The 21,576-nt window shown below is 56.0% G+C and carries 22 protein-coding genes, 2 tRNA genes and 3 pseudogenes; 17 read left to right on the top strand and 10 right to left on the bottom strand.

The window, feature by feature from the left end:
* Positions 1–49 precede the first annotated feature (49 nt).
* Positions 50–463: pseudogene (locus D9V82_RS00725) on the bottom strand (transposase); the annotation flags it as partial.
* Between the two features lie 599 nt (positions 464–1,062).
* On the opposite strand from D9V82_RS00725, the gene D9V82_RS12500 reads away from it, so the two are divergent.
* The 5 genes from D9V82_RS12500 to D9V82_RS00700 all read left to right on the top strand — a co-directional run bounded on the left by D9V82_RS12500 (position 1,063) and on the right by D9V82_RS00700 (position 4,572).
* Positions 1,063–1,818: a DEAD/DEAH box helicase gene (locus D9V82_RS12500; protein ID WP_234457670.1), complete on the top strand. Its 756-nt coding sequence runs from the start codon at positions 1,063–1,065 to the stop codon at positions 1,816–1,818.
* Positions 1,819–1,823: 5 nt separating this feature from the next.
* Positions 1,824–2,282, top strand: coding sequence for a hypothetical protein (locus D9V82_RS00715; protein WP_121910502.1), 459 nt, complete (start codon positions 1,824–1,826; stop codon positions 2,280–2,282).
* A 141-nt stretch (positions 2,283–2,423) separates the two neighbouring features.
* Positions 2,424–2,801, top strand: a complete 378-nt coding sequence (locus tag D9V82_RS00710) for an HNH endonuclease (protein ID WP_121910501.1) — start codon at positions 2,424–2,426, stop codon at positions 2,799–2,801.
* Positions 2,802–2,869: 68 nt separating this feature from the next.
* Positions 2,870–3,508, top strand: coding sequence for a DUF6973 domain-containing protein (locus D9V82_RS00705; protein WP_121910500.1), 639 nt, complete (start codon positions 2,870–2,872; stop codon positions 3,506–3,508).
* Positions 3,509–3,804: 296 nt separating this feature from the next.
* On the top strand, positions 3,805–4,572 hold the full coding sequence (locus D9V82_RS00700; RefSeq protein ID WP_161970719.1) for an endonuclease/exonuclease/phosphatase family protein: 768 nt from the start codon (positions 3,805–3,807) through the stop codon (positions 4,570–4,572).
* A gap of 893 nt (positions 4,573–5,465) precedes the next feature.
* On the opposite strand, the pseudogene D9V82_RS00690 reads toward D9V82_RS00700, so the two are convergent.
* Positions 5,466–6,659: pseudogene (locus D9V82_RS00690) on the bottom strand (IS3 family transposase).
* Between D9V82_RS00690 and D9V82_RS12140 the strand changes: the two are divergent.
* The 4 genes and pseudogenes from D9V82_RS12140 to D9V82_RS00675 form a co-directional block, all read left to right on the top strand.
* On the top strand, positions 6,658–6,804 hold the full coding sequence (locus D9V82_RS12140) for a hypothetical protein (RefSeq protein ID WP_167449701.1): 147 nt from the start codon (positions 6,658–6,660) through the stop codon (positions 6,802–6,804). The pseudogene D9V82_RS00690 and the gene D9V82_RS12140 sit on opposite strands and share 2 nt — an antisense overlap.
* Before the next feature lie 453 nt (positions 6,805–7,257).
* Entirely contained in the window at positions 7,258–7,662 is a 405-nt protein-coding gene (locus tag D9V82_RS00685; RefSeq protein WP_121910498.1) for a hypothetical protein, read from the top strand.
* Positions 7,655–7,984, top strand: coding sequence for a transcriptional regulator (locus D9V82_RS00680; RefSeq protein WP_121910497.1), 330 nt, complete (start codon positions 7,655–7,657; stop codon positions 7,982–7,984). Before D9V82_RS00685 ends, D9V82_RS00680 begins: the two co-directional genes overlap by 8 nt.
* A gap of 125 nt (positions 7,985–8,109) precedes the next feature.
* Positions 8,110–8,316, top strand: a pseudogene (locus tag D9V82_RS00675) (IS1249 family transposase); the annotation flags it as partial.
* 149 nt (positions 8,317–8,465) lie between these two features.
* On the opposite strand, the gene D9V82_RS00670 reads toward D9V82_RS00675, so the two are convergent.
* Both D9V82_RS00670 and orn read right to left on the bottom strand, forming a co-directional pair.
* Positions 8,466–8,541: transfer RNA gene (locus tag D9V82_RS00670), tRNA-His, on the bottom strand.
* Between the two features lie 49 nt (positions 8,542–8,590).
* Complete coding sequence (orn, locus tag D9V82_RS00665; RefSeq protein WP_121910496.1) at positions 8,591–9,232, bottom strand: oligoribonuclease; 642 nt, start codon at positions 9,230–9,232, stop codon at positions 8,591–8,593.
* Positions 9,233–9,391: 159 nt separating this feature from the next.
* On the opposite strand from orn, the gene D9V82_RS00660 reads away from it, so the two are divergent.
* Entirely contained in the window at positions 9,392–10,921 is a 1,530-nt protein-coding gene (locus tag D9V82_RS00660) for an alanine/glycine:cation symporter family protein (RefSeq protein WP_121910495.1), read from the top strand.
* Here D9V82_RS00660 and cmrA read toward each other — a convergent pair.
* On the bottom strand, positions 10,918–11,718 hold the full coding sequence (gene cmrA / locus D9V82_RS00655) for a mycolate reductase (protein ID WP_121910494.1): 801 nt from the start codon (positions 11,716–11,718) through the stop codon (positions 10,918–10,920). The two genes, D9V82_RS00660 and cmrA, sit on opposite strands and share 4 nt — an antisense overlap.
* 1,637 nt (positions 11,719–13,355) lie before the next feature.
* Here cmrA and D9V82_RS00645 point away from each other — a divergent pair.
* Positions 13,356–13,709, top strand: coding sequence for a hypothetical protein (locus D9V82_RS00645; protein ID WP_121910492.1), 354 nt, complete (start codon positions 13,356–13,358; stop codon positions 13,707–13,709).
* Here the strand turns inward: D9V82_RS00645 and D9V82_RS00640 are convergent.
* The 3 genes from D9V82_RS00640 to D9V82_RS12130 form a co-directional block, all read right to left on the bottom strand.
* Complete coding sequence (locus tag D9V82_RS00640) at positions 13,706–13,933, bottom strand: hypothetical protein (RefSeq protein WP_121910491.1); 228 nt, start codon at positions 13,931–13,933, stop codon at positions 13,706–13,708. The two genes, D9V82_RS00645 and D9V82_RS00640, sit on opposite strands and share 4 nt — an antisense overlap.
* On the bottom strand, positions 13,923–14,087 hold the full coding sequence (locus D9V82_RS12135) for a hypothetical protein (protein ID WP_167449700.1): 165 nt from the start codon (positions 14,085–14,087) through the stop codon (positions 13,923–13,925). Before D9V82_RS12135 ends, D9V82_RS00640 begins: the two co-directional genes overlap by 11 nt.
* 332 nt (positions 14,088–14,419) lie before the next feature.
* Positions 14,420–14,572, bottom strand: a complete 153-nt coding sequence (locus D9V82_RS12130; protein WP_167449699.1) for a hypothetical protein — start codon at positions 14,570–14,572, stop codon at positions 14,420–14,422.
* A gap of 2 nt (positions 14,573–14,574) precedes the next feature.
* On the opposite strand from D9V82_RS12130, the gene D9V82_RS13055 reads away from it, so the two are divergent.
* The 3 genes from D9V82_RS13055 (at position 14,575) to D9V82_RS11990 (ending at position 15,903) form a co-directional block, all read left to right on the top strand.
* The gene (locus D9V82_RS13055) at positions 14,575–14,856 is read left to right on the top strand and encodes a peptidoglycan recognition protein family protein (RefSeq protein WP_121910674.1); all 282 of its coding nucleotides are present in this window, start codon (positions 14,575–14,577) and stop codon (positions 14,854–14,856) included.
* A gap of 64 nt (positions 14,857–14,920) precedes the next feature.
* On the top strand, positions 14,921–15,343 hold the full coding sequence (locus tag D9V82_RS00630; protein WP_121910490.1) for a hypothetical protein: 423 nt from the start codon (positions 14,921–14,923) through the stop codon (positions 15,341–15,343).
* Positions 15,344–15,723: 380 nt separating this feature from the next.
* Positions 15,724–15,903 (top strand): hypothetical protein, encoded by a 180-nt coding sequence (locus D9V82_RS11990; RefSeq protein ID WP_147444081.1) that lies wholly within the window; start codon positions 15,724–15,726, stop codon positions 15,901–15,903.
* Between the two features lie 337 nt (positions 15,904–16,240).
* Here the strand turns inward: D9V82_RS11990 and D9V82_RS00620 are convergent.
* Positions 16,241–16,314: transfer RNA gene (locus D9V82_RS00620), tRNA-Arg, on the bottom strand.
* Between the two features lie 287 nt (positions 16,315–16,601).
* On the bottom strand, positions 16,602–16,898 hold the full coding sequence (locus D9V82_RS12495; RefSeq protein ID WP_121910488.1) for a helix-turn-helix domain-containing protein: 297 nt from the start codon (positions 16,896–16,898) through the stop codon (positions 16,602–16,604).
* A gap of 54 nt (positions 16,899–16,952) precedes the next feature.
* Between D9V82_RS12495 and D9V82_RS00610 the strand changes: the two genes are divergently transcribed.
* The 3 genes from D9V82_RS00610 to ettA all read left to right on the top strand — a co-directional run bounded on the left by D9V82_RS00610 (position 16,953) and on the right by ettA (position 21,575).
* Positions 16,953–19,004, top strand: coding sequence for a bifunctional copper resistance protein CopD/cytochrome c oxidase assembly protein (locus D9V82_RS00610; RefSeq protein ID WP_375231821.1), 2,052 nt, complete (start codon positions 16,953–16,955; stop codon positions 19,002–19,004).
* Between the two features lie 192 nt (positions 19,005–19,196).
* Positions 19,197–19,793 carry a single-stranded DNA-binding protein gene (locus D9V82_RS00605; RefSeq protein WP_234457673.1) on the top strand — a complete coding sequence of 199 codons (597 nt, stop codon included), beginning with the start codon at positions 19,197–19,199 and terminating at the stop codon, positions 19,791–19,793.
* Between the two features lie 111 nt (positions 19,794–19,904).
* Entirely contained in the window at positions 19,905–21,575 is a 1,671-nt protein-coding gene (ettA, locus tag D9V82_RS00600) for an energy-dependent translational throttle protein EttA (protein ID WP_121910485.1), read from the top strand.
* Position 21,576: the final 1 nt, after the last annotated feature.

The raw sequence follows: 21,576 nt of genomic DNA, 5'->3' as shown, positions 1-21,576 counted from the left end.
AACCCAACCGGGCTGGATATCAGGTGTCTACCAAACAGGGGTCAGGTCCTCCACCGGCGTACAAGCTGACAATCATGTCATCGACATCAGTTAAACGTCTCGAGCCTTTAGGGACCATAGTTGGGATAAACGTCCCAGTCCTGTCTCTGGGGATATCCACGGTGACCGGCCCGTAGTTAGAATCCACGGTCTTCGAGTAGGTGCCGTTGCGGTGATTGTCTGTCCCAGCTGCAGCTTTGCCGCTCCTGTCGCCGGACTCGTAGCCAAGGTGGGCATCCATTTCAGCATTCAAACCCCTAGTAATCGAGGCTTGCAACATGCCCCGAACCAGGTCATTGGCATCCGTTGTAGACGTGCCTAGCTCATCAATCAGCTTCGCGATTTCAGGGTTAGCAAGCAGCTTCTTTTCAATCGCATCAATCTTGGCCTTATCAGCCGGATCTCGTCTTGTCACAGTAGTCATTCTGGTCCATCTCCTTGTGCGGGTTGGGGACCCACACACAAACCATCAGACACTCTCCGAGACTTCGGGACGTTCAGTAAACTCCCCGACCTCTAACTCCGCCGCCGCTTACACGGCGGCTTACACGTTTTCCATCGCTTCCTTACACACCCCGCCACGCACCCCGCCCCGGAAACCCGTACCGACCCTCGCCCCGTCTTCCGCCTCGACAACCGCACCGAACCCCGCAACGCACCCCGCCCCGAGGAAGTCTCCTTCCTTGGGCAACGACTACCGCGTTTTACAGACCCGTTCCGGCCCTCGTCCCGAAAGATCTGAACCGCCTCTCGCGCCACGCCCACCGCCTCGGAACCCCGAAGCGCACCCCGCAACGGAAACCTCGTATCGAGCCCCGCCGCGACTTCCGAACCGGACCCCTCAACGCGCCTCGCTACGGAACTCGTACCGAACCTCGCTACGGGAACCTCGGGGCGAGACCCGAACCGCTAACCGTCACGTTCTGCGTCACGCTTACCGCCTCGAAAACCCGCAGCGCCTACCGACTCCCGTACATCACCCGCTACCGGGAACGTTGTTTTACCCCGGATCGGCGTAATGGCATGCAGGTGTTCTCTTACAAACCCCGCGAGGGTGCGGAGGAGGAAATCTACGCCGCGATCGCCGACATCACCCTGTCCATGCGCACCACCGACTACCTGGATTTGCCAGAGCTGACGGTCACCACCCAGGAGGTGGACCTGGCCCCGGCCGAGCGACGGGTGTACGACCAGATGGTGCGTGACATGGTGCTCGACCTGGACGGGCAGGTGGTGGATGCCGTCAACGCCGCAGCCCTCTCGGGCAAGCTCATGCAGTTGGCCTCCGGCGCGGTTTATGACGACGCCGGGGAGAGCGTGGAGGTTCACGCCCGCAAGCTCGACGCTTTGGAGGACCTTGTTGAGGCTGCGAACGGGCAGCCGCTTCTGGTGGCGTACCGGCACGAACACGACGCCCAGCGAATCTGTCAGCGCTTCCAGCAGGGACGTATGTTGACCACCTCCGACGACTTCACCGCGTGGAACGCCGGCGACATTCCACTGGCGTTGATCCACCCCGCCAGCGCGGGGCACGACTTGAACCTCCAATCCGGTGGGCACCTGCTGGTCTGGTTTTCGCTCACCTGGAGCTTGGAGCTTTACCAGCAGACGAACGCTCGGCTGCACCGGCAAGGCCAAACCCAACCCGTCACCATCACCCACCTCGCCACCGCCGGCACCATCGACGAGCAAGTCCTGGCAGCCCTGGAAGCGAAGAACACCACGCAGGCCGCGCTGATCCAGGCCGTGGCCACCACCCTCAACCCCGAAAGGAAGTAACCCTCATGCACGTGATGAGCAAATACATTGACACCTATCGTGCGACGGTGGCCGCATTGGAGGACTACGTGGCCATGCAGCACATCCTTCAGACCACCGACCAGGCCATCAAGGACAAAGCCGAGAAACTCTACTGGTTCAACATCCCCGCCCCGGAAGGGATGCCGCCGGTGCGAAACCCCAAGGCTGGTGAAGACCGCATCGCCGCTGGCACGGACCGGGTGGATGCCTACCAGCAGCGCTACGCCCAGGCACGGGAGTACATGGACTGGTTCCTGTCCTCATGGGGCACATTGGGCGAGGATGACAGGTTCGTGTTGGACACGTTCTTTTTCGCTGCCGACGATGTCTCCCAAGAGGATCGGTTGCGGGCGGTGGCTGACCGGTTCTTTGTGGAGCGCACCACCGCTCACGCCAAGAAGTCTCGCGCGGTACGCAGACTCGCCTCCGCACTCTACGGATGAACCCACGCGTTTGCGGGTATCGCAAAGAGCGGATAATTTCGACGCTTGCACCCTCTACTGTGGTAAGCAGTCGGTAATCAGGTCAAGCCCCCAGTAGGATTCTGTTGAGGGCTTTGCCATGCATGCGAAGGGTGGTGAACAATGTCGAAGTGTCCAGCAAAGCCGTGCCGGTATCCCGGCTGCCCGCAGCTCACCCACGAGCGCTACTGCTCGGTGCACGCGAAAGTTGAGACTGCACGCTATCGCAAGTACCAGCGCGACCCAAAGATTAACCGCCGCTACGACAAGGCGTGGAAGCAGGTACGCAAGCGGTATCTCGCGGCCCACCCGTTGTGTGAGGACTGCCAGAAAGCAGGGCGGGTCACGCCAGCGGCCGAGGTGCATCACATCCAACCACTCTCGAAGGGTGGTACGCATGATGAGAGCAACCTTAGGGCGTTGTGTAAGCCCTGCTACTCTAGGCAGTCCGCGGTGGATGGTGACCGGTGGCGGCAAGCCCCACGCGTCTACACGCATTAGCAAAGTGTGGCTCACCACACATTGTCAATAGGGGTGCGATCTGGCAGATACTCTGTTACGGTTTTGTCATGGTGCAATCTCAAGCAAAAGATCCTACGTTAAAACGCACGCTCCGAACTCCGATTGTCATCACCGCCTTGGCTCTCACGTTCGGCCTCGGCACAACACCAGCATGGGCTGAAGAAACACAAGATGCTAACACGCAACCCACTTCAGCAAGTTACTACTTGACCACAGACCAGCTTCAGAGGTTCAGCCTTGACGCTCTTGACGTCGGCGAGTCGCAACCTGTCCGACCGGATGAGTTCACCACTTACGGATACTATCCTGGTGGGCTGAACGGTGCAGAAGCTAGGTTCTGCGCGCAACCCTGGAACGTGGGTAAATGCGCATCCGCTAAATCGGCAGCAGATGATGCACTTGCAAGATCCCAGGCCAAGTTCGGCAGGGATTCTCTGTATCAGGGTAAGGGTGACGCTTACCGCCACTGCTATTGGAGTGCCAGAATGACCATCGACATGGGCGTGGGAGAAGCTCAGGGGTTCGGTGATCGCCATGAAGCTGAATCTTCTGGCCGTGATAAGGAGATGGATCTCGCTAACAACGCAACTGGTCGATCAGTTGGTCAAAGCTATCGCACCTATGATAGCGCCTCCAACCGTTGTGAATGGCTTGCACGCAACAACCGGTTGGTGACGTTACGGTAGCTGACCAGAGTCCAATGAGCCGTGACAATTGGGAAGCCTTGCACCAGAGTGGTTCTAAAGGATTACTCTGGCGTAAGGCTATGTTTGTTTGCGGGATTGTGTTGGGCTGCTTTTCCTGTATTGTGGGGCTATTCCCACAGTTTGGGGTTGCCAGATCGTTGAGCGTCTACCCTCCCTTCGCTCAGGTGCTAGCTTTCCCGCAAGCACTGGGGCTGGTGATACTACTCCTTGGCGGGTGTGCTACCGGTGTCGGTTGGCGGAGGCGATGGTCAAGACTTGCCCTAACTTCTTGTTTAGTGTGGATTGTCGCGGGAGCAGGATTTTTGTTCGCTCCGAATGGTATCCCACATCAGGTCAGCGGCCAACAACATTCCACCGTTACAGAGGGGAACCTGACGGTCGTTACGTTTAATACGGGATCAATGCTGACCGCCAGCGATTTCCAACAACTTGTCAGTACATGGGATCCCGACATCATTGTTTTGCCCGAAACGTCCGGCTATGAGCTTCGTGAAGCGATAGAAACGTCAAAATATGACGGGCAGCTCTTTGAAACTCGTAATGATGGTCTTCCGAACACTTATACAGGGCAAATCGCCCCCACGTCAGTTGTAGTAAATAAAAGGCTTGGAGCAGCGCACTTTACACGAGGCCCGGTAACATCATTCGGAACAGTTGCCATCGAGTTTGACGATGCTCGGCTTCCTGTGATTCTAGGGCTACATACAGCACCACCGTTGCCTAGACTTATGAATCAGTGGCGGGATGACATCAATCGTGTCGTTGAGTTTGGTAACTCGATACAAAAACCGCTTATAATCGCGGGCGACTTTAACGCCACTCTTCGCCACGGTCCTCTTGCCACTAGAGGCAGGCTTATTGATTCGCAAGAGCTCTGTTCAACCACCCCCACTGGTACTTGGCCAGCTGGTGCGCCCAACCTTTTAAGATCACCCATCGACCATATCTTCGTAACACAAGGAATAACAGCCCACTCCTGTCAAGTGCAGCAGATTGGTTACTCCGATCACCTCGCTTACAAAACTCAAGTAGCTGTTCAGTGAGTGTTTTAGCACTGCTTAAAGTTGATGCCTCTAATCATTTTCGCAGCATAAAACGCGTTGCAAGCGATTCTGAGCGCCTTAGGTTCTCGGTGGCGGTTTGAGTCGTTTTTCTTCCGTTCGACGCTCTGCGGGGCCTACAGACCCCGCAGGGGGCATGAAATCTCTAGTGCCTAGGCTATGGGCTGGCGGGCTAGGCCCTCCGCGCACAAAAGTCCCGAATCAAACCTCGGACTGACCTATCAAACCCAGGAAGGAGGTGGGCTCGCGGCCAAGGACGGTACCAACTGCGGCGGCAGACGCGTCCGCGCCGGCGCGAAACCCGATCCCCTCAAGGACAAGCTCGAAGTCGGCAAACCCGCCTCCAGGCTGCTCGAACCCGCCGACCTGGACCCCTTCGGCCTGGACGGCGTGGACATGGGTGAAGGCGCTGTACTCGACGGGGAATACTATGCCCGAACCTTCCGCCTACCTGTCCGCGACACAGCGCTCCCGCCCCGAGACTCGTCTCGGTGTCCGGTGGGGTTCGCTTCGGGCATCGTTGCGTTATTCGGCCCGGGTGCCGTTTCGGGCACGTCCTCACGCTTCGGAGTCCGACACGTTTGCCGGAGCGCCCACCGACACGGAAGCGGGGTGCGGGTCGAGGCGGGGTGCGTTGCGGAGGTCGGGGGGCGCGGCGAGGGACGTTGAACGTCCTGCGTGCCTGGTGTCTTTCTGCCTTCGTCAGCCCTTGTCGTGGCGTTCGAGCTCTTCTTCGCACCGGTCGCCCAAGTCGGTAAACGTTTCGATATGTGCCGAAACGAGGCTTGTTGTGACGAGCTCCGACTCGAACAAGTCGCGAAGGGTCTGCGGCTTGCCGGGCCTGACCCCCGGAAAGTAGACACGTCGGGGGTTAGCTATGCTGCTTGGGTCAGTGTAGCTGATGTGAGTGCTTCGAAGTCATTGGGGGCTAGAAGGTTGCACCAGGAGTGCCGTCTGCGGGTGTTGTAGCGCATGCACCATCGAAAGACTTCCTGCCGGCAGATAATGGGATTATCAAAGACTTTCCGATCACGTAGCACTTCACGTTTTAAGGTGGCGTTAAATGATTCTGCCAGGGCATTATCGGCACTAGTTCCCACCGCGCCCATGGATTGGCGTACACCAAGTTGGGCGCAGTGGTCCCTAAACGCCTGTGAGGTGTACACACTTCCATGATCAGAATGGAAAATAGCCCCGTCAAGGCTTCCGCGGACTGTGCTGGCATGGGACAAAGCCTCGATGACCAGTGAGACACGCATGTGGTCTGCGAGTGCATAACCTGCAAGTTTTCGTGAATAGGTGTCAATGACCGTGGCCAGGTACATGTTCTTACCGCCCTTACACGGCAGGTAGGTGATGTCGCCTACATAAACACGGTTCGGCTCGTCAGCGGTGAATGTACGGCCTACTAAATCTGGCATGACACGGTGACCAGGCTTGCGCCGGGTGGTGATGCATCGACGCCGTTTGCTAAAGCCTTTTAGCCCCATGGATTTCATGATGCGCGCAACCTTCTTATGGTTGATCGGGCCGAAGTCCGTATCGTCGTTGAGGCTTGCAGCGATGCGTTTAGCACCATAAAGCCCGTTCTCATCATCAAAGATGGCCTTGATTCTTGCACCAATAAGGGCATCGGAACATATCTTTAACCTGCGATTTTCGTGGGTGTTGACCCATTTATAAAACGAGGAGCGATTGAGCTTTAACACATGGCACATCCGCTTGACCGAGTACTCGGTTCGGTGGTCATAGACAAACTGGAAGCGGATCACCAGCGTGTCTCTTCGGCAAAATATTTCGCGGCCTTGCGCAGAATATCGCGTTCTTCGCGCAGCTTCGCGTTCTCTTTTGTCTCACTGGCGGATTCGCTCGGAATCAGTCGTCTCCTTGGCGTTGTCGCGCATGGCCTTCGTGCGGGCACGTTTGCCGGTGCCGTATTGCTGAAGCCAGGAGAAAAGCGAGGAACGATTGACTCCAAGCTCTGCTGAAGCCGCGTGAAGTGAAAGGTCCTCATTGTTTTCATAGAGGGCCACAGCATCACGTTTGAACTGTTCGGAATACCTAGGCATGGTGGTAGATTACCTTTCTTCCCAACCCAACCGGGCTGGATATCAGGTGTCTACCAAACAGGGGTCAGGTCCGGTCATCGGACTCATCGTCGGCCCGATGGTCTACCTTGCCGAGAAGGTGATCGAGATCGGTGACGATGACTAGGGGTTAAGGGTTAGAAAGTGTGTCTGGGATCGGGGATTTTTAGGTTCTGACCTGTAGGTTAGCGTGAAATATATGCTTTGGGAGCATATATCTGGCCTCAACACGGTAAATCCCCGGTGTGGCTGCCAGTCTGTGGTAGTAGGCGGTGGTGTGGTGGCTCAATGCCAAAGAACCGACCACGCTGCTACTGCGGCGGTGATACCAAACGCAATGGAACAACCAGCAAAGGCACTACCCGATGACGATGTAAGGCCTGTGGAGCCTCAGTCAATAAAAGTCGGCCAGATGTCACAGTGGCAGACCACCAGCCCCGTTAGACCCCATGCGTAGCTACATCCACTCTATGCACAGTTCTTCACTTGCATACTTGGCAAGCATTAGACTTGCATGTACAGCAAGTGTTACACTTGCCTTAGTTGCAAACCAGGGAAGTTGACGTTAGGGAAAAGAACGATGAGCGACGACCTCAAGATCATTCACGACGTTCAAGAGCGCACCGCCTGGACACAGAGCCCGTGGGCGGTGGCGATAGTGGCGCTTGGCGTCGGCGGCGGTATCGCGCTATTCAAGCTGTCATGGTGGTACGGCCTCACGGTTCTTGTACCGACGTTCGTTCTGGGCTATCTCCTCAAAGATAAGATTGCAAACCCCTTCGTTCGGGTCAATCCCAATATGGGGCCGAGTAATGATCGCGCCACCTGGTCACGAGTACTGCTGCCAGGTGCCATGATTTTTACTACCACTCCAACGCCGGATTCCTGGCCCTGGATGGTGTTCTCCGGAGCGGTAGTCACTGCAGCTACCGCGTGGATGTTGTATGAGAACCGCAACGCCGCTGTAAAGGGTGTCAATGTCTAAGGAGTCTACGCACCAATCAGCCAAGCTAGATCCGGTCATCCACCCCATCAATCGGCTTAAAATTTGTGCCACGCTGTTCCATTCGGGCGCAACCGACGGCAGGCAGATGAAATACGCCGTGCTTGCAGAGCTCACCGAGCTTCCCGCCGATACGCTTTCCAAGCAGTTGAAACATCTTGAGGACAGCGGCTATATCAGCCGCACCCGCGAATATGGCTCCACGCGCGCCAAAGACGCCGTCTGGGTCGCGTTGACCAAGACTGGAACAGGAGCCTATGCACAGCACGTTGCGGAGCTTAAAGCCATGACAGAGGGCTCATAGATTGCGCAGCCACTGCGTAATGTGCTGCCTCAACTGCGGAAATTCGAGGTAGCCGTCACTCTCCAGGAAGTGCCCACCGTTCTCAATGGTAGTGAGCGGGGCCGAGAAAACGTCGGCAAGCGTGATGGCTGTATCTAAAAACAGAACTGCCCGACGATCCCGTAGAAATTGCCAGACAGTCCAACTGGCGCCAGGACCAACTCGCCAAAGTACAAACCCTGACCCACAACGAGAACCGAGCCGACCACGAAACAGGACGACCAGCCCTCTACGACAACGCTATCGACACCAACTACGCCCATTCAATCGGCATCCAAAAAGGCCAAATCTAGCCCAAGCGACACGCCGAGCCAGACACACATTTTGACCCTTAACCCATGACTAGCGCCTGATTTCTAGAACCTATAACGTACTCTTTAACGTACCCGGCGTGAAAAGCGGTGTACCCCGCAACCTGATCGTGCAGGTTACGGGGTATCTTTGGGGTGGTTGACGGGGCTCGAACCCGCGACAACCAGGATCACAACCTGGTGCTCTACCAGCTGAACTACAACCACCATCATTGCGTGAAAGCAACGATATATAGGTTAACTCACGCCGCGCAAATTACAAAAACGCCTGGTAATCGGTGGTGGTTTCGGCCTTGAGGTCTTCGGCTTCGGCGGAGGTTGGGCCTCCATCTGTACGAAAGACACTGCGGCGATAAAAATCCAACTCGCGGATGGACTCTATGATGTCCTGTAACGCGCGGTGGGCCATGCCTTTATCGGGCTGATTGTAGTAGGCACGTGGGTGCCAACGCCGGGCGAGCTCTTTGATGGTGGAGACATCGATCATGCGGTAGTGAAGCGCCTCATCCAGCCGTGGCATATAGGCGCGGATGAACGTGCGGTCGGTGGCGATGGAATTACCGGCTAGGGGAGCGGGGTGATCGCAGTGCTCGTTGATAAGCGTCAGGACCGCGTCCTCGGCTTCGCGGATGGATGTGGTGGACTGCCGGATTTCGGCGTCCAGGCCGGAGTTTGCATGCATCTCGTTGACGAAGGAATCCATCTGGGACAGTTCCTCCTCGGTGGCGTGGACGACGAGGTCGATGCCCTTACCAAGAATATTTAGGTTGCCGTCCGTGATGACGGCGGCCACCTCGACGATGACGTGACGCTCGGGGTCGAGGCCGGTCATTTCCATGTCGATCCACACGAGGCGATCATATTTTGCAGCAATTTCGGGAGAAGACATGGGTTCCATTCTAACCCTGTACAGCGGGGTCCTTTATGAGGCGGATCTGCACCTGTAAAGCAAAAAGAAAAATTTATCTATCGTTTTATCGACACAGGGTAGTGATTTACGGCATACTTTCTATATCGTGCTTCACCAGGGAGGTGCGAATGACTAAGGAGTTTCTCGATGGCAAACTTTCTCGATGCCCTTAATTCCATAATTTGGTCACCCGCCCTCGTGTTTTTGTGCTTGGGTGCGGGTGTTTATTTTACCGTGGTGACGCGGGGCTTGCAGGTCAGGTGCCTTCCGGATATGCTGCGTCAAATTTCCAAGGGCGAAAAATCTGACGACGGTGTTTCCTCTTTCCAATCGCTGATGGTCTCGCTGTCCGGCCGCGTGGGTGTGGGGAATATCGCCGGCGTGTCTACGGCCATTGCTTTCGGTGGCCCCGGCGCGGTGTTCTGGATGTGGGCGGTGGCTCTTTTGGGCTCGTCCACCTCCTTCATCGAGTGCACCCTTGCGCAGATTTATAAAGAGAAGGATCAGGACACTGGCGAGTACCGCGGTGGCCCTGCCTACTACATCGAAAAAGCATATAAGCACACTAAGGCTGCGCCATTTATGTTGGTCTACGGCATCTTGTTTGCCATCGCTATGATTCTAGCGACCAGTTACTTCCTGCCGGGCATTCAGGCCAATGCCGTTGCCGCGGCGGCCGATACCGCCTGGGGTATAAATTCTACCTGGGCCGCGGTTGTTCTAGCCGGTATTCTGGCCATCATCATTATCGGCGGCGTCAAACGCATCGCTAACTTCGCCACCCTGGTCGTGCCGTTTATGGCCGTCATCTATATCGGAATTTCCATCGTTGTCATGCTTATCAACTACGCGCAGATTCCAGAGGTCTTCGGCCTCATCTTCAAGTCTGCCTTCAACCTAGAGGCCGGGTTCTCCGGCATGCTGGGTGTAGCCATCATGTGGGGCGTTAAGCGCGGTATTTACTCTAACGAGGCCGGCCAAGGCACCGGCCCGCAGTCCGCTGCTGCCGCTGAGGTCTCCCATCCGGCCAAACAGGGTTTCGTGCAGTCCTTCGCCGTGTACATCGATACCCTATTTGTCTGCTCCGCTACGGCGTTTATGATCATCTCCACGGATATGTACACCGTGTTCCGCGGCGAATCCGAGGACGGCGAGGTTGCGTATCAGGGATCGCTTCCTGATGACGTCGCGGTCGGCCCCGGCTTCGTTCAATCCGGTCTCGATAGCGTCTTTGCCGGTTGGGGCCCGACGTTTATCGCCGTATCCATCGCCTTCTTCGCCTTTACTACCGTGCTGGCGTATTACTACATGTCCGAGGTCAACCTGACCTACTTCAACCGCTGGGTTAAATCTCGCGCAATCCGTCGCGGCCTGGTGTGGGCGCTGCGCATCCTTATTATTGTCTCGGTCATCGTGGGTGCCACAACGACCCCGGGGGCGGCTTGGGCGCTCGGCGATATAGGCGTGGGTACCACCGCATGGCTGAATATTATCGCCATCCTCTTCCTGCAGGTTCCGGCGCTGAAGGTTCTGAAGGACTACGAGAGACAAAAGAAGGCTGGCAAGGATCCGCAATTCGATCCAGAAGCTGTGGGCATCAAAAATGCTGATTTCTGGGTGGAGCGTAAAAACGCCCACACGGCAGCACAAGCGGCCGGAACAAGCCCGGAAATTTAGCCCATCTGGGAATAAAAACGCCCGATAAGCGGCGCGATGACCGGCGTGGGCAGCACCTTGCTAACGGCGTTCATCGCCTTCGATAAGGGACCAGGGACCACGCGTCGCTGGCCCTTTTGCATGGCCGCGATGGTCTCTTTGGAGCAGGACTCGTAGGTGGTCCACAGGGCATCGGGTACGACCTTATCCACGATGGTCTGGTCCTCTTCGGGGATGGTGGCCTCCCGCACCGGCCCAGGAGCCAGCAGGGTGCAGCTGATGCCAGAGCCCTTGAGCTCATAGTGCAGCGCCTCTGTAAACGCATTCACCCCGGCCTTGGTGAAGACGTAGGTTGCATTATTTGGGATGGGGATATTACCAGCCGTTGAGCCCACATTGCAGATAGCGCCCGTGCGGCGCGGAAGCATGTGTTCTAGTGCGGCACGGGTCAGGCGGTGCACAGCGGTGCCGTTCAGGGCGAATTGGGAGGACTCGTAGCCCCAGTCCTGGTCCATGAAGGAGCCAAAGCTCGCGATTCCAGCGGAGTTGACCAGAATGGAGACTTCCTTGGAGGAGATGGCATCAATGACCGCCTCGACTCCCTCATCAGTGGCTAAATCCGCAGGCAAGGCACTGGCTTCAACGTGGTGGCGGCGCTCCAGTTCTGTAGCTATGTCTTCAAGGATTTCGCCGCGCCGGGCAACGAGGATGACGTTATAGCCCATCGCCGCGAAATCGTGGGCCATCGCCTTACCGATGCCCTGGCTAGCGCCCGTAACCAGGGCATAGGAGGTACGAGATGGTGCCGGAAGTGACATGTTGAGCCTTTCGAAGGTGGCGACGTACTAAAGACCCTAGCGTAGACAAAAAGCCGACAAGCTGCGAAAAAGTCTTGAGACTTCGGGAAATTCGGATATTCAATCTCCTTGCCGGTACGCACTATCGTGGGAAATTGATTTCCTCACCGGATACTTGCCGGTTCCCTTTTTACCGCTTTTGGACCAGGAAAGATTTCCGCAAAGTAAGCGAGAACGTTTTCCATAGCGGCCGGTGTGATTCCGTCCTGTAACAGGCAGTCTTGCACGTCATTCTTGAGAAGGCATTGGCAGTGGTCGACCCTCACCCCCGAACCTTTTTGCGTAGCCCTCCTTCGTAAGCGGCAAATTCAATGTCGAAACCCGATGGGTTATCTCCATATGAAAGGGACACGCGGAAATGGCTCCGTTAGACTCGTCACTTTTTACACTGGCGCGGGGGCCACAAGAACCGGGCGACGGCTGTTGTGCCACGTTCGCTTACTGTAGGAGACGAATGCTATTGTATCGTCGCTCGATGTAGTCGAGGCGGCCCTACTAGACAACTATCGGAACGGGTGAACTTATGGTTCAGTGGCCTGTCTAGAAAAATATTGTGTATTAGTCTTCTGCTTAAGCCATCCGTTGAATACGGGTCAATATGAGGGAATAGCGTTTTGAGAGCGTCAACTCGGCGTCGCATTTCGGGCGAACGCTCAAAATAAGAAAACTATTAATGGAGTTCGGTTACGCATCGTGAATCTCATTCTTCGGAATGGTGATATCTCGAACTCCGGCTCGATAATGGTGGTCATATGGACCCTAAGTGTACGTGAAGTTTCGCAGTTGAGGGGCGGTCATTCCGCCGAAGTTTTCCTCGACATCGTGCGGTATAGTGTCACCTGTTGAAAAGGCTCCGATGGGGCGGTAGGGCTATCTCCAATTCGAGATTTGATAAACCGGTACCAATCTGGCTGTGCTGGTCCGTGATTCCACGCTTGGAAGATTCCGGCGGATAGATCACGGTTTTCCAAATGTCCATAGAGGCTTCCCGCAAGGTAGGAGAATTTCTGAGCCTTCATATTCGTAATCGAAGGGGGCAGAGCCTCATTAGACTTCGGTCGGGTAATCCAGGAAAGGAACTGCAATAGCGGTTCCATCAATTTCCCCTCCTTAACTTTTAGTTGAATCTAACACGAAATTGGTTCATCCCCTTCGTATCGTTGGCTTGAAGCGCGTCAATCCTTACCTATATTTTTAAGTGGGCAGGCCGACGCCGCCCCTAAATTAATCGAACATGTATTTAGAATTCTTTGAGGCTGTATTCACTTGCCAGGCGCACCGCGCGGGCACGGCGCGCTACATGTGCATCCGTCGGTGAAAAGAGCCCGGCGATAACACACCTCCTGGCTGTGTCCTGGACTCTCGATTAGGAGTAGTTAGTCGCCACGCCGGGCGAGTTGAGGCTCACGGCGCTGTTTGCGTTCCTTAGCCTCAACGCCCATGAATGGTCAGAACTTTAAGCTGGATATTCGACTATGAGGTCAAGCGTCGTCAAGCAATGCCTGCGGTGGAGGAAGCGCAGGTGGAGATGGTGAAGGATGTCGCGGCGCAGGGCGAGATTACGCGCCCGGAAGTGTCGACGGAGAAAGCTGCGATTAATGGTGATGGCATCATTCCCGCGTGGCATAGTCCACAGGGGAAGAAACATAAGGCGTATTTACATCAACCGTCGGGACGGGCTGAATTACGCCCGGCCGAGTGCGCCGGATTCTGGGTGGGAGGTCTACAATCCGCCGAAAGAGGACGCGCAGGCGGAGGCTCCGACCGGCGGCTGGGTGGAAGAATCACCGACACCGAGTGCTCCGGCATGGCGTGAACCGGCCAATAAGGCTGAGTATCCGGCGGGCGCTACCGTCACCCACAAGGGTAAGCAGTGGCGCTCCACCACGGGTGGCAATCGCGCTGAACCCGGCACTGACAACAGTGGGGAAGAGACCGGGGAGGAAGCCTAGCGGCGCAGCTGTGCTGGTGAGCCCGGCCGGGCCGCGTGCCACTCGCGTACCTCTTTTGCCAGCCACAGTCGCGTGCGACCCAAGATTGTGGCTACATGCTCGGGGGTGCGGTGATTGGCTGAATAGTTGCGCCAGGTTGCGTAGCTCACGCCGATATGGTCGGCGCAATCCGAGCCAGTCCACAATTCATCGCCGGTATCAGTGTCGATGATTTTAGGCTGCACGGTTTTTCCTCCTTTGGGTAGTGGCTGTGGCTAGGTTGTAGCCGGATAGTGCCGCTAAGGCTATGACAATAAGCCAGATGGGCGAATCGGCAATTATTGAGTACGCAGCGGCGACTACGATGCCTGAGACGGCGGAGGCCTGTTTCAATGTCACTGTAATGTGTCCTTTCGGTATATTTCGAGGTGTGCCCCTAGGGGGCTGGATATTTGGACTATCCAGCGCTTCTAGGGGATATTTGCGATGCCTGCCCGATTTTGCGGGTGGTCATTGCGGTACTGCTTTATCTGGATAGCCAGGCTACACAGTGAAATAATTAGCGCCGAGACTTCCATCACATCACCTCCTCTCTTCAGTTTTGTAAGTGTCATGCGTCCTTACGTTTACCAGTATGACACGCCAATGCGTGATTTACGGGCTGGAATAATAAATATTTTAAGAATTTTCCCGAAACGCAACCCAAGCCCGCCACGACGTCGGACTACTTTTTATGCCAAAAGCAGTGAAAGAAGAAAAACTTCTATGAACTCGAGACCGACTAAGTCCGCCTCATGAATAAACATTTCACGGTGGGCCGGGCGGGTGAGAAAGTCCGCCATGTCGTCATCCACCACAACGCCGGTATCCTTTTCATAAAGCAAATCTGGGAGTATGGCACACCCGGCAAACTAGTGCGCATTTCCAGACTGAATCCGTCGGCCGAATCAGCCAATTCGTCTACGATGCAAAGACCACGCGGCACGCGGCCAACGCTTGGATAAACCAGACCTCAATCGCCGTTGAGGTTTCAAACTCAGGTGGGACTGCGCAAGGCTGGCCCATCACCGACACAGCCGTCATCCAATCTGTCCGCTTGGCCGCGGCGGTGTGTTGGCACTTCAAGCTCGGCCGTCCCTTCGCCGGGCACTATATGCCGTTGGCATAAAGAATTCACCGGCACCAGTAGCCTCTATCACCTTGCCCCCGGCGGAAAATACCACCGTTGTTTTATGGACGAAGCACACCGCTTTTACGACGTCTTGGCCGCAGGCGCTATCCACCCCAACGGCGACTTGAAGCACCCCGGTGAACCCGCGCCCCAATCGCGAAAGGAACCAGCCTATGTGGTGACGATTAAGTATTTCCATGATTTCATTAAGGGCTTTCTTGGCCCGGTCATCTCGGACGTAAAAGACATCCGGGAGCAAATTATCGGCGGCCGGGACAGCGGCCAAAATGACGGCTGGTCCATTAGCCAGCTAGTGAAAAATTACCAGCCCAAACCTGGCGACCAGGGCACCATGCCCGAAATACTGGCGGTGGAATTGATTGAGCTGGAGAAAATGCGCACCGACCTCGACGACATCAAAAAAACGGAGCACAACAACAATGTCCAACGAAATTCAAGACTCGGTAGCAAACGCGCTGCGTAGCCAATCGTGGTTTGTGCGCTGAAAAGACACCATCGCCGCCGTAGCAGGCACGATCCTTCAACTGTTTAACCTGCTGGTTGTTGTTACAGCAGGCGCGCCGCAATGGGTTAACGCCGTCATCTCCGTCACCGTCGGTATTGCACAGACCTTGGTGCACGCGGCCACCTCGGGTGCGATTACCCCTTCCATGGCGAACCGACTGGAAAAGCCGCCCTCGAGCCCGCCCCCGTTACGGCGAAGGCTATCGTCTACTCAGAGGGAGAGGAAGCTGCTCGCCTGGCTGGTGAAGCCGTCCCTAACCACCAGGACGCAGAACACACACAAGGCGCGTACCCTCTGTCGCATAGTCACGGTCGCGGCGAATAGGGAGGTTGCCGATAATGGGCACGACCACTCTTGACTGTGCGTTCGCCCCACTACATCGCACCCTACCCCGGCTTATCGCCGGGGTATTCCTCACTCTCGGCACCGCGCTGCCTTTGCGTGGGAGGTATCAGCAGGTATCGAGGCTCGCGAGGGTAAACCAGCTCACGCTGGTGACTGTGATGCTGATGCTGTAGAGCGTGGCGTTTTTCAACGCTGACATGTCTCGTGGCTGGATGAGGGCAAAAATTACCTCCTGCTGGTTTTGAGCGTTTTCACCTCGTATTGCATAGCCCGCGATAAACCATCCCCGGTACATTATCTCATAGGGGGCAGTTCACGTAGGGTCGGGGCCTTTTTCGTTGTTTTAGCGGCCTAGTGCAGTTTAAACGGCCATGCAATTCCACGACAGGAAAACGCCCAAAACGGCCCGAAACTACCCAATGCACGAAAATGAAGAAACCCCCAACGAGGCAACTAAAGAAGAAAAATCTCGAGACACCGACTGGAACGATGCCTCGAGACTTCACAAGGTGCCCCCAGCAGGACTCGAACCCGCGACACATGGGGTAGAAACCCACTGCTCTAATCCGCTGAGCTATGGAGGCTGGACAGATCACTTATATTAGCCCAAAGCGATAGCGATTACTAAGCCAGGGGCCGGGTGGATTTGTGCGAGCGCAGAACTCGGACCAATTACGAGGCAGCCCGGGGAGTAGCGGCGGATGAAGGCTTAGGGGGCGGGACTTCGGCAAGAGCCCAAGGTCTACCTAGACGTCCAATAACCGCTTGATGGCGGTGGAAGTATCAAGTTTAATGCGAGCTGAGGAGTGGATTGTGGTGAGTTCGGAGAGGGTGAAAGGGGTAAATTGCCACGTCACAATGGGACACGGCGTCAGGAAGCTGGTACTGGCTTAGCGCCGGTGATTTCGCTGGTGTGACGCTGGGCATCGGCAAGCAAGGCATCGACCTTGAGAGCAGTGTTATAGGCATAATCACCCCTCTCTGTGGTGGTGACCCCCGAGCGACCTTGGCACAGCAACTGGGTATTGAGCTCCTCTTCCAACTTGCGGATGGAAAGGCTCCAGGAGGGCTGGGTCATGGCGAGGGCTGCGGCGGCACGGGTGAAGGACCCATTGTCTACAACGGAACAAAAATAACGAAGTTGACGGGTGTCTACAGGCTCTATCATGACACATGCAAAGGCATCATATGCGTTCGCTTTGTATTAGGTTGGCCCTATAGAATGCGAGTTATGGTCAATAAGCTGGTCAAAAGCACGCAGTCTGGAACGCAAAAACCCCGTCCTTCCGGGGGAATTTTTATTGCGGTAATGCTTTTTTCCGGCTTACTTGCTGGATTCATTTCTCTACTGCTTTTGGCGGATTCCTTGGCTGCCCTGGGCATTCCGGACCCAGGGCGAATAACTACTTTCGGCCTGCCGTTTTTCCGTGGACTGGCGTGGATGTTGATGGCGCTGTCCGTGGGTTCCTTTTTGGCTTCGTCGTTTCTTATCGCGCCGCGCGGGGAGAATGATTCCCTCAGGGGGGCGCCATTATCGGTCGACGGCCATATCGCCGCCCGTACCGGTACGTGGTCAGCTTTCGGCGTTGCAGCCGTAGGGCTAGTAGAAATTCCGATGATCATGTCGGACCTTACGGGCACGCCATTTTTTAAGGTCTTCAACCTGGCCATTCTGACAATGGCCTTGACGGAGATTTCCTCCACCATCGTGTGGGGAATTACAGTGCTCATGGCTCTTACTGTGGGAATTATTGGTAGCTTTAGCCGTACTTGGGCTATGCAGCCAGCCCTGCTCTTGCTGTCCGTCCTGCAGGTGATACCCATAGGTCTTGAGGGGCATTCCGCGACCGGCGGTGACCACGATTACGGCACGAATTCACTGCTGTGGCATCTGGTATTCGCGATGCTGTGGGTAGGTGGATTGATGGCGCTTATCGCGCACGGTCGGCGGTTGGGCCCGAACCTCCCCTTCGCCGTCAAACGCTATTCCACCATTGCTTTTATGGCCATCGTCGTGTTAGCGGTATCCGGGCTGGTCAATACGCTCATCCGGATGGATATTTCGGAACTGCCGCAATCGCCCTATGGCATCATCTTGATTACTAAATTCGTGCTCACCATCCTGCTGGGCATAATGGGTCTTATCCACCGCGAACTCACCATCCCGCAGTTGAAGAAAAACCCACGCCTGTTCATCCGCATCGCCATCGTGGAGCTCGCGGTCATGGCGGGCACGATCGGCGTTGCCATTACCCTGGGGCGCACCGTGCCGCCCCCACCGCGTGACCCGAATTTGAGTTCCATGCAGATCCTCATGGGCTATAACCTGCATGAATCGCCCACGGTATTCAATATCTGGACGATGTTCCGCTTTGACATCATGTTTGGCACGATCGGCCTGCTCTTGGCCGCAGCATATGGCTATTGTGTTTACCGCGTGCACAAGCGTGGGTTGAGCTGGGATAAGGGGCGCACCGTGTGGTTTATGGTCGGCTCACTGGGCCTTACCCTCGTCATGTCTACCGGGCTCGGCCTGTACATGCCAGCCATGTATTCGATCCACATGCTGGTGCACATGATTTTGTCCATGACCATTCCGCTGCTCTTGGTACTCGGAGCTCCCGTCACCTTGGTCATGGAGGCCTTCGAGCCAGGCCCCAAAGGTCAGCCCAGTCCCCACGATTATGCCCTGGCACTGACCCAATCTAAGTGTGTGCGGGTCTTCACCAATCCCTTTGTGAACTTGGTGCAGTACCTCTTTTTTCTCTACGTGCTCTACCTTTTCCCGAGCCTGTACGAATTCGCCATTTCGGAGCACGCCGGCCATCTCATCATGAACTACGTGTTCCTCATTTCCGGCTACTTTTATTTCTGGGAAGTTATCGGCCCAGATCCCTTACCCCAGCGCCATTCCACGCCCTTTCGGCTGGGCATGCTCTTCTTTTCGATGCCCTTCCACCTCTTCGCTGGCGTGTACCTGATGCAGCTGCAGACGGTGCTTGGCTTGGACTTTTATCAGTATCTCGAGCTGCCCTGGGAACATGACTTGCTACAGGATCAGCGTGTGGGCGGGGGTATAGCATGGGGCTTTGGCCAATTTCCCTTGGTCATTGTCTTTGGCAAGCTTTTCTTGGATTGGCTGCGCGATGACCGCGCAACTGCAAGGCGCCACGATGTGCAGGCGGAGGCGGACGATGATGCTGAGCTGGCTCGCTATAACGCGATGCTGGAGGACATGAGCCATGGCGATGAAAGCGGCTTCCGTGGGCGCTAAATGATTATCCATCTGTGGATAGCTCACCCGAACGTGACCATCCTGGTGTCACTTTGTTGAAGAGAACAACTAGTTATCCACAGCGCTGGATGGTTCGGCATGGTGCAAGTTGCGCTGCGGCAGCAGGATGTGAAGGCGAGCGAGGGACATACCACTCGCGCACTCACAACCTAGTAAAGGAATGTCAGCACTATGTCTCAATACCCAGTGATGTTAACCGGCCGCCTTACTCAAGACCCGATCTTGACCAAGACTTCGACCGGGGCTTATAAAACTAAATTGCGCATCGCCTCCTCACGGCGCGTTCCTGACCGGCCCGCCGATACCGGTGCTAACGCGGACGGCCAACGCGGCCAGCAGCAGTGGCGCGATGTGGACCACCTTTTTATTGACGTGGAAATGTGGAACCAATTTGCCATCAACGTCAAGAAATCTTTGGCCAAGGGCATGCCGCTACTGGTCTGCGGTTCGATCGTCTCCGATCAGTGGCGCGATGACGAAGGCAAGGACCACTACCGTACTTTTATCAAGGCCCAGTATGTAGGACTTGACCTTAACCGTCACGTTATCGGGGCAAAGCGCCTGGCACCGCAATACAACCAGGAAAATATCGCCATTCCCGAGCTTGGGGATAACGAAGTAGAGCCAGACGTGGATAACTTCGCATCGGGGGATACCGCCGCCGATACCGCTGCGGACCGCATCCAAGCGGGATATAGTGCGCCAACTCAAGAGGCCGAGGAAGCGGCGAGGCGCGACGAGGAGTCCGCCGAAGCCGTGCATGCATAGCCTTTGCCATCCGCCCGGGGCTCTCGCCCAGCCCGCGGCTCCCGGGCACGCATTCTGATGTAGTGTTTGTGTAGATAAATACGTCTCCCAAAATTTTGCAAAGGGGTAAAAGTGGGCGAATTCATCTACACGATGAAAAACGTGCGCAAGGCAATTGGCGATAAGGTCATTCTTGATGATGTCACGATGGCGTTCTACCCGGGTGCCAAGATTGGTGTGGTCGGCCCCAATGGAGCCGGTAAATCCTCCATTCTGAAGATTATGGCCGGCTTGGATCAGCCTTCCAACGGAGAGGCGTTCCTCGACCCGGGCGCTACCGTGGGCATCCTACAGCAGGAGCCGCCGCTAAATGAAGACAAAACCGTGCGCGGCAATGTCGAGGAGGGCCTTGGTGATATCTTCGAAAAGAAGCAGCGCTTCGAGGAAATCGCTGAAGAAATGGCCACCAATTACAGCGATGAGCTCATGGCAGAAATGGGCAAGCTGCAAGAAGACTTGGATGCCGCCGATGCATGGGAGGTTGATTCCAAGATTGAGCAGGCGATGGAGGCATTGCGGTGCCCACCTTCTGATGCCCCGGTGACCAACCTCTCCGGTGGTGAGCGCCGCCGCGTGGCCTTAGCTAAGCTCCTGTTGACGGAGCCGGACCTGCTGCTGTTGGACGAGCCTACTAACCACTTGGATGCCGAATCTGTGCAGTGGCTAGAAAAGCACTTGGCGGATTACCCAGGTGCCGTTCTGGCCGTCACCCACGACCGTTACTTCCTAGACCACGTGGCCGGCTGGATTTGCGAGGTGGACCGCGGCAAGCTGTACCCATATGAGGGTAACTACTCCACTTACCTGGATAAGAAGCAAGAGCGCCTCCAGGTTGCTGGCAAGAAGGATGCGAAGCTGCGCAAGCGCTTGAAAGATGAGCTGGAATGGGTACGTTCCGGCGCCAAGGCACGCCAGGCCAAGAACAAGGCGCGTTTGGAGCGCTACGAAGAGATGGCTGCCGAGGCGGAGAAGTACAAGAAGCTGGACTTCGAGGAAATCCAGATTCCCACGCCGCCGCGCCTGGGCAATAAGGTTGTCGAAGCGAAAGACCTGGTCAAGGGCTTTGACGAACGTACCCTGATAAAGGACTTGTCCTTTACCTTGCCGCGCAACGGAATCGTCGGCGTTATTGGCCCGAATGGTGTAGGTAAGACCACACTGTTCAAAACCATCGTCGGCTTGGAGGAGCCTGATGATGGCTCCGTTGAAGTAGGCGAGACCGTCAAGTTGTCCTACGTAGACCAGAACCGCGAGAACATCGACCCAGAGGCTACGGTGTGGGAGGTCGTCTCCGGAGGATTGGATTATATTCATGTCGGCCAAAATGAGATGCCTTCGCGCGCATACCTTTCCGCGTTCGGCTTCAAGGGACCGGATCAGCAAAAGCCGTCGAAGGTACTTTCCGGTGGTGAGCGCAACCGCCTGAACTTGGCGCTAACCTTGAAAGAGGGTGGCAACCTTATCCTTCTTGACGAGCCAACTAATGACTTGGACGTTGAAACCCTGGGTTCGCTGGAAAACGCCCTGGAAAAATTCCCTGGTTGCGCCGTCGTTATTTCCCACGACCGTTGGTTCTTGGACCGTACCTGCACCCACATTCTGGCATGGGAAGGCAACGTAGCGGAGGGACAATGGTTCTGGTTTGAGGGTAACTTTGGCGACTATGAGAAGAACAAGGTGGAGCGCCTGGGAGAAGACGCCGCCCGTCCTTCTCGCGTAACTCACCGCAAGCTCACCCGATAAT

Origin of the sequence: Corynebacterium macginleyi, assembly GCF_003688935.1 — a bacterium.
GTDB lineage: Bacteria > Actinomycetota > Actinomycetes > Mycobacteriales > Mycobacteriaceae > Corynebacterium > Corynebacterium macginleyi.
Note: the sequence above shows the minus strand (reverse complement) of the source record. Positions and strands in the feature narration are given on the sequence as shown.

What these genes read in the sequence shown, in the direction of transcription:
- D9V82_RS12500 (WP_234457670.1), top strand. Translation starts at nt 1,063, where the DNA reads ATGCAGGTGTTCTCTTACAAACCCCGCGAGGGTGCGGAGGAGGAAATC.
- D9V82_RS00715 (WP_121910502.1), top strand. Translation starts at nt 1,824, where the DNA reads ATGCACGTGATGAGCAAATACATTGACACCTATCGTGCGACGGTGGCC.
- D9V82_RS00710 (WP_121910501.1), top strand. Translation starts at nt 2,424, where the DNA reads ATGTCGAAGTGTCCAGCAAAGCCGTGCCGGTATCCCGGCTGCCCGCAG.
- D9V82_RS00705 (WP_121910500.1), top strand. Translation starts at nt 2,870, where the DNA reads ATGGTGCAATCTCAAGCAAAAGATCCTACGTTAAAACGCACGCTCCGA.
- D9V82_RS12140 (WP_167449701.1), top strand. Translation starts at nt 6,658, where the DNA reads ATGGTGGTAGATTACCTTTCTTCCCAACCCAACCGGGCTGGATATCAG.
- D9V82_RS00685 (WP_121910498.1), top strand. Translation starts at nt 7,258, where the DNA reads ATGAGCGACGACCTCAAGATCATTCACGACGTTCAAGAGCGCACCGCC.
- D9V82_RS00680 (WP_121910497.1), top strand. Translation starts at nt 7,655, where the DNA reads ATGTCTAAGGAGTCTACGCACCAATCAGCCAAGCTAGATCCGGTCATC.
- orn (WP_121910496.1), bottom strand. Translation starts at nt 9,232, where the DNA reads ATGGAACCCATGTCTTCTCCCGAAATTGCTGCAAAATATGATCGCCTC.
- D9V82_RS00660 (WP_121910495.1), top strand. Translation starts at nt 9,392, where the DNA reads ATGGCAAACTTTCTCGATGCCCTTAATTCCATAATTTGGTCACCCGCC.
- cmrA (WP_121910494.1), bottom strand. Translation starts at nt 11,718, where the DNA reads ATGTCACTTCCGGCACCATCTCGTACCTCCTATGCCCTGGTTACGGGC.
- D9V82_RS00645 (WP_121910492.1), top strand. Translation starts at nt 13,356, where the DNA reads ATGGTGATGGCATCATTCCCGCGTGGCATAGTCCACAGGGGAAGAAAC.
- D9V82_RS00630 (WP_121910490.1), top strand. Translation starts at nt 14,921, where the DNA reads ATGGACGAAGCACACCGCTTTTACGACGTCTTGGCCGCAGGCGCTATC.
- D9V82_RS11990 (WP_147444081.1), top strand. Translation starts at nt 15,724, where the DNA reads ATGGGCACGACCACTCTTGACTGTGCGTTCGCCCCACTACATCGCACC.
- D9V82_RS12495 (WP_121910488.1), bottom strand. Translation starts at nt 16,898, where the DNA reads ATGATAGAGCCTGTAGACACCCGTCAACTTCGTTATTTTTGTTCCGTT.
- D9V82_RS00610 (WP_375231821.1), top strand. Translation starts at nt 16,953, where the DNA reads ATGCGAGTTATGGTCAATAAGCTGGTCAAAAGCACGCAGTCTGGAACG.
- D9V82_RS00605 (WP_234457673.1), top strand. Translation starts at nt 19,197, where the DNA reads ATGTCTCAATACCCAGTGATGTTAACCGGCCGCCTTACTCAAGACCCG.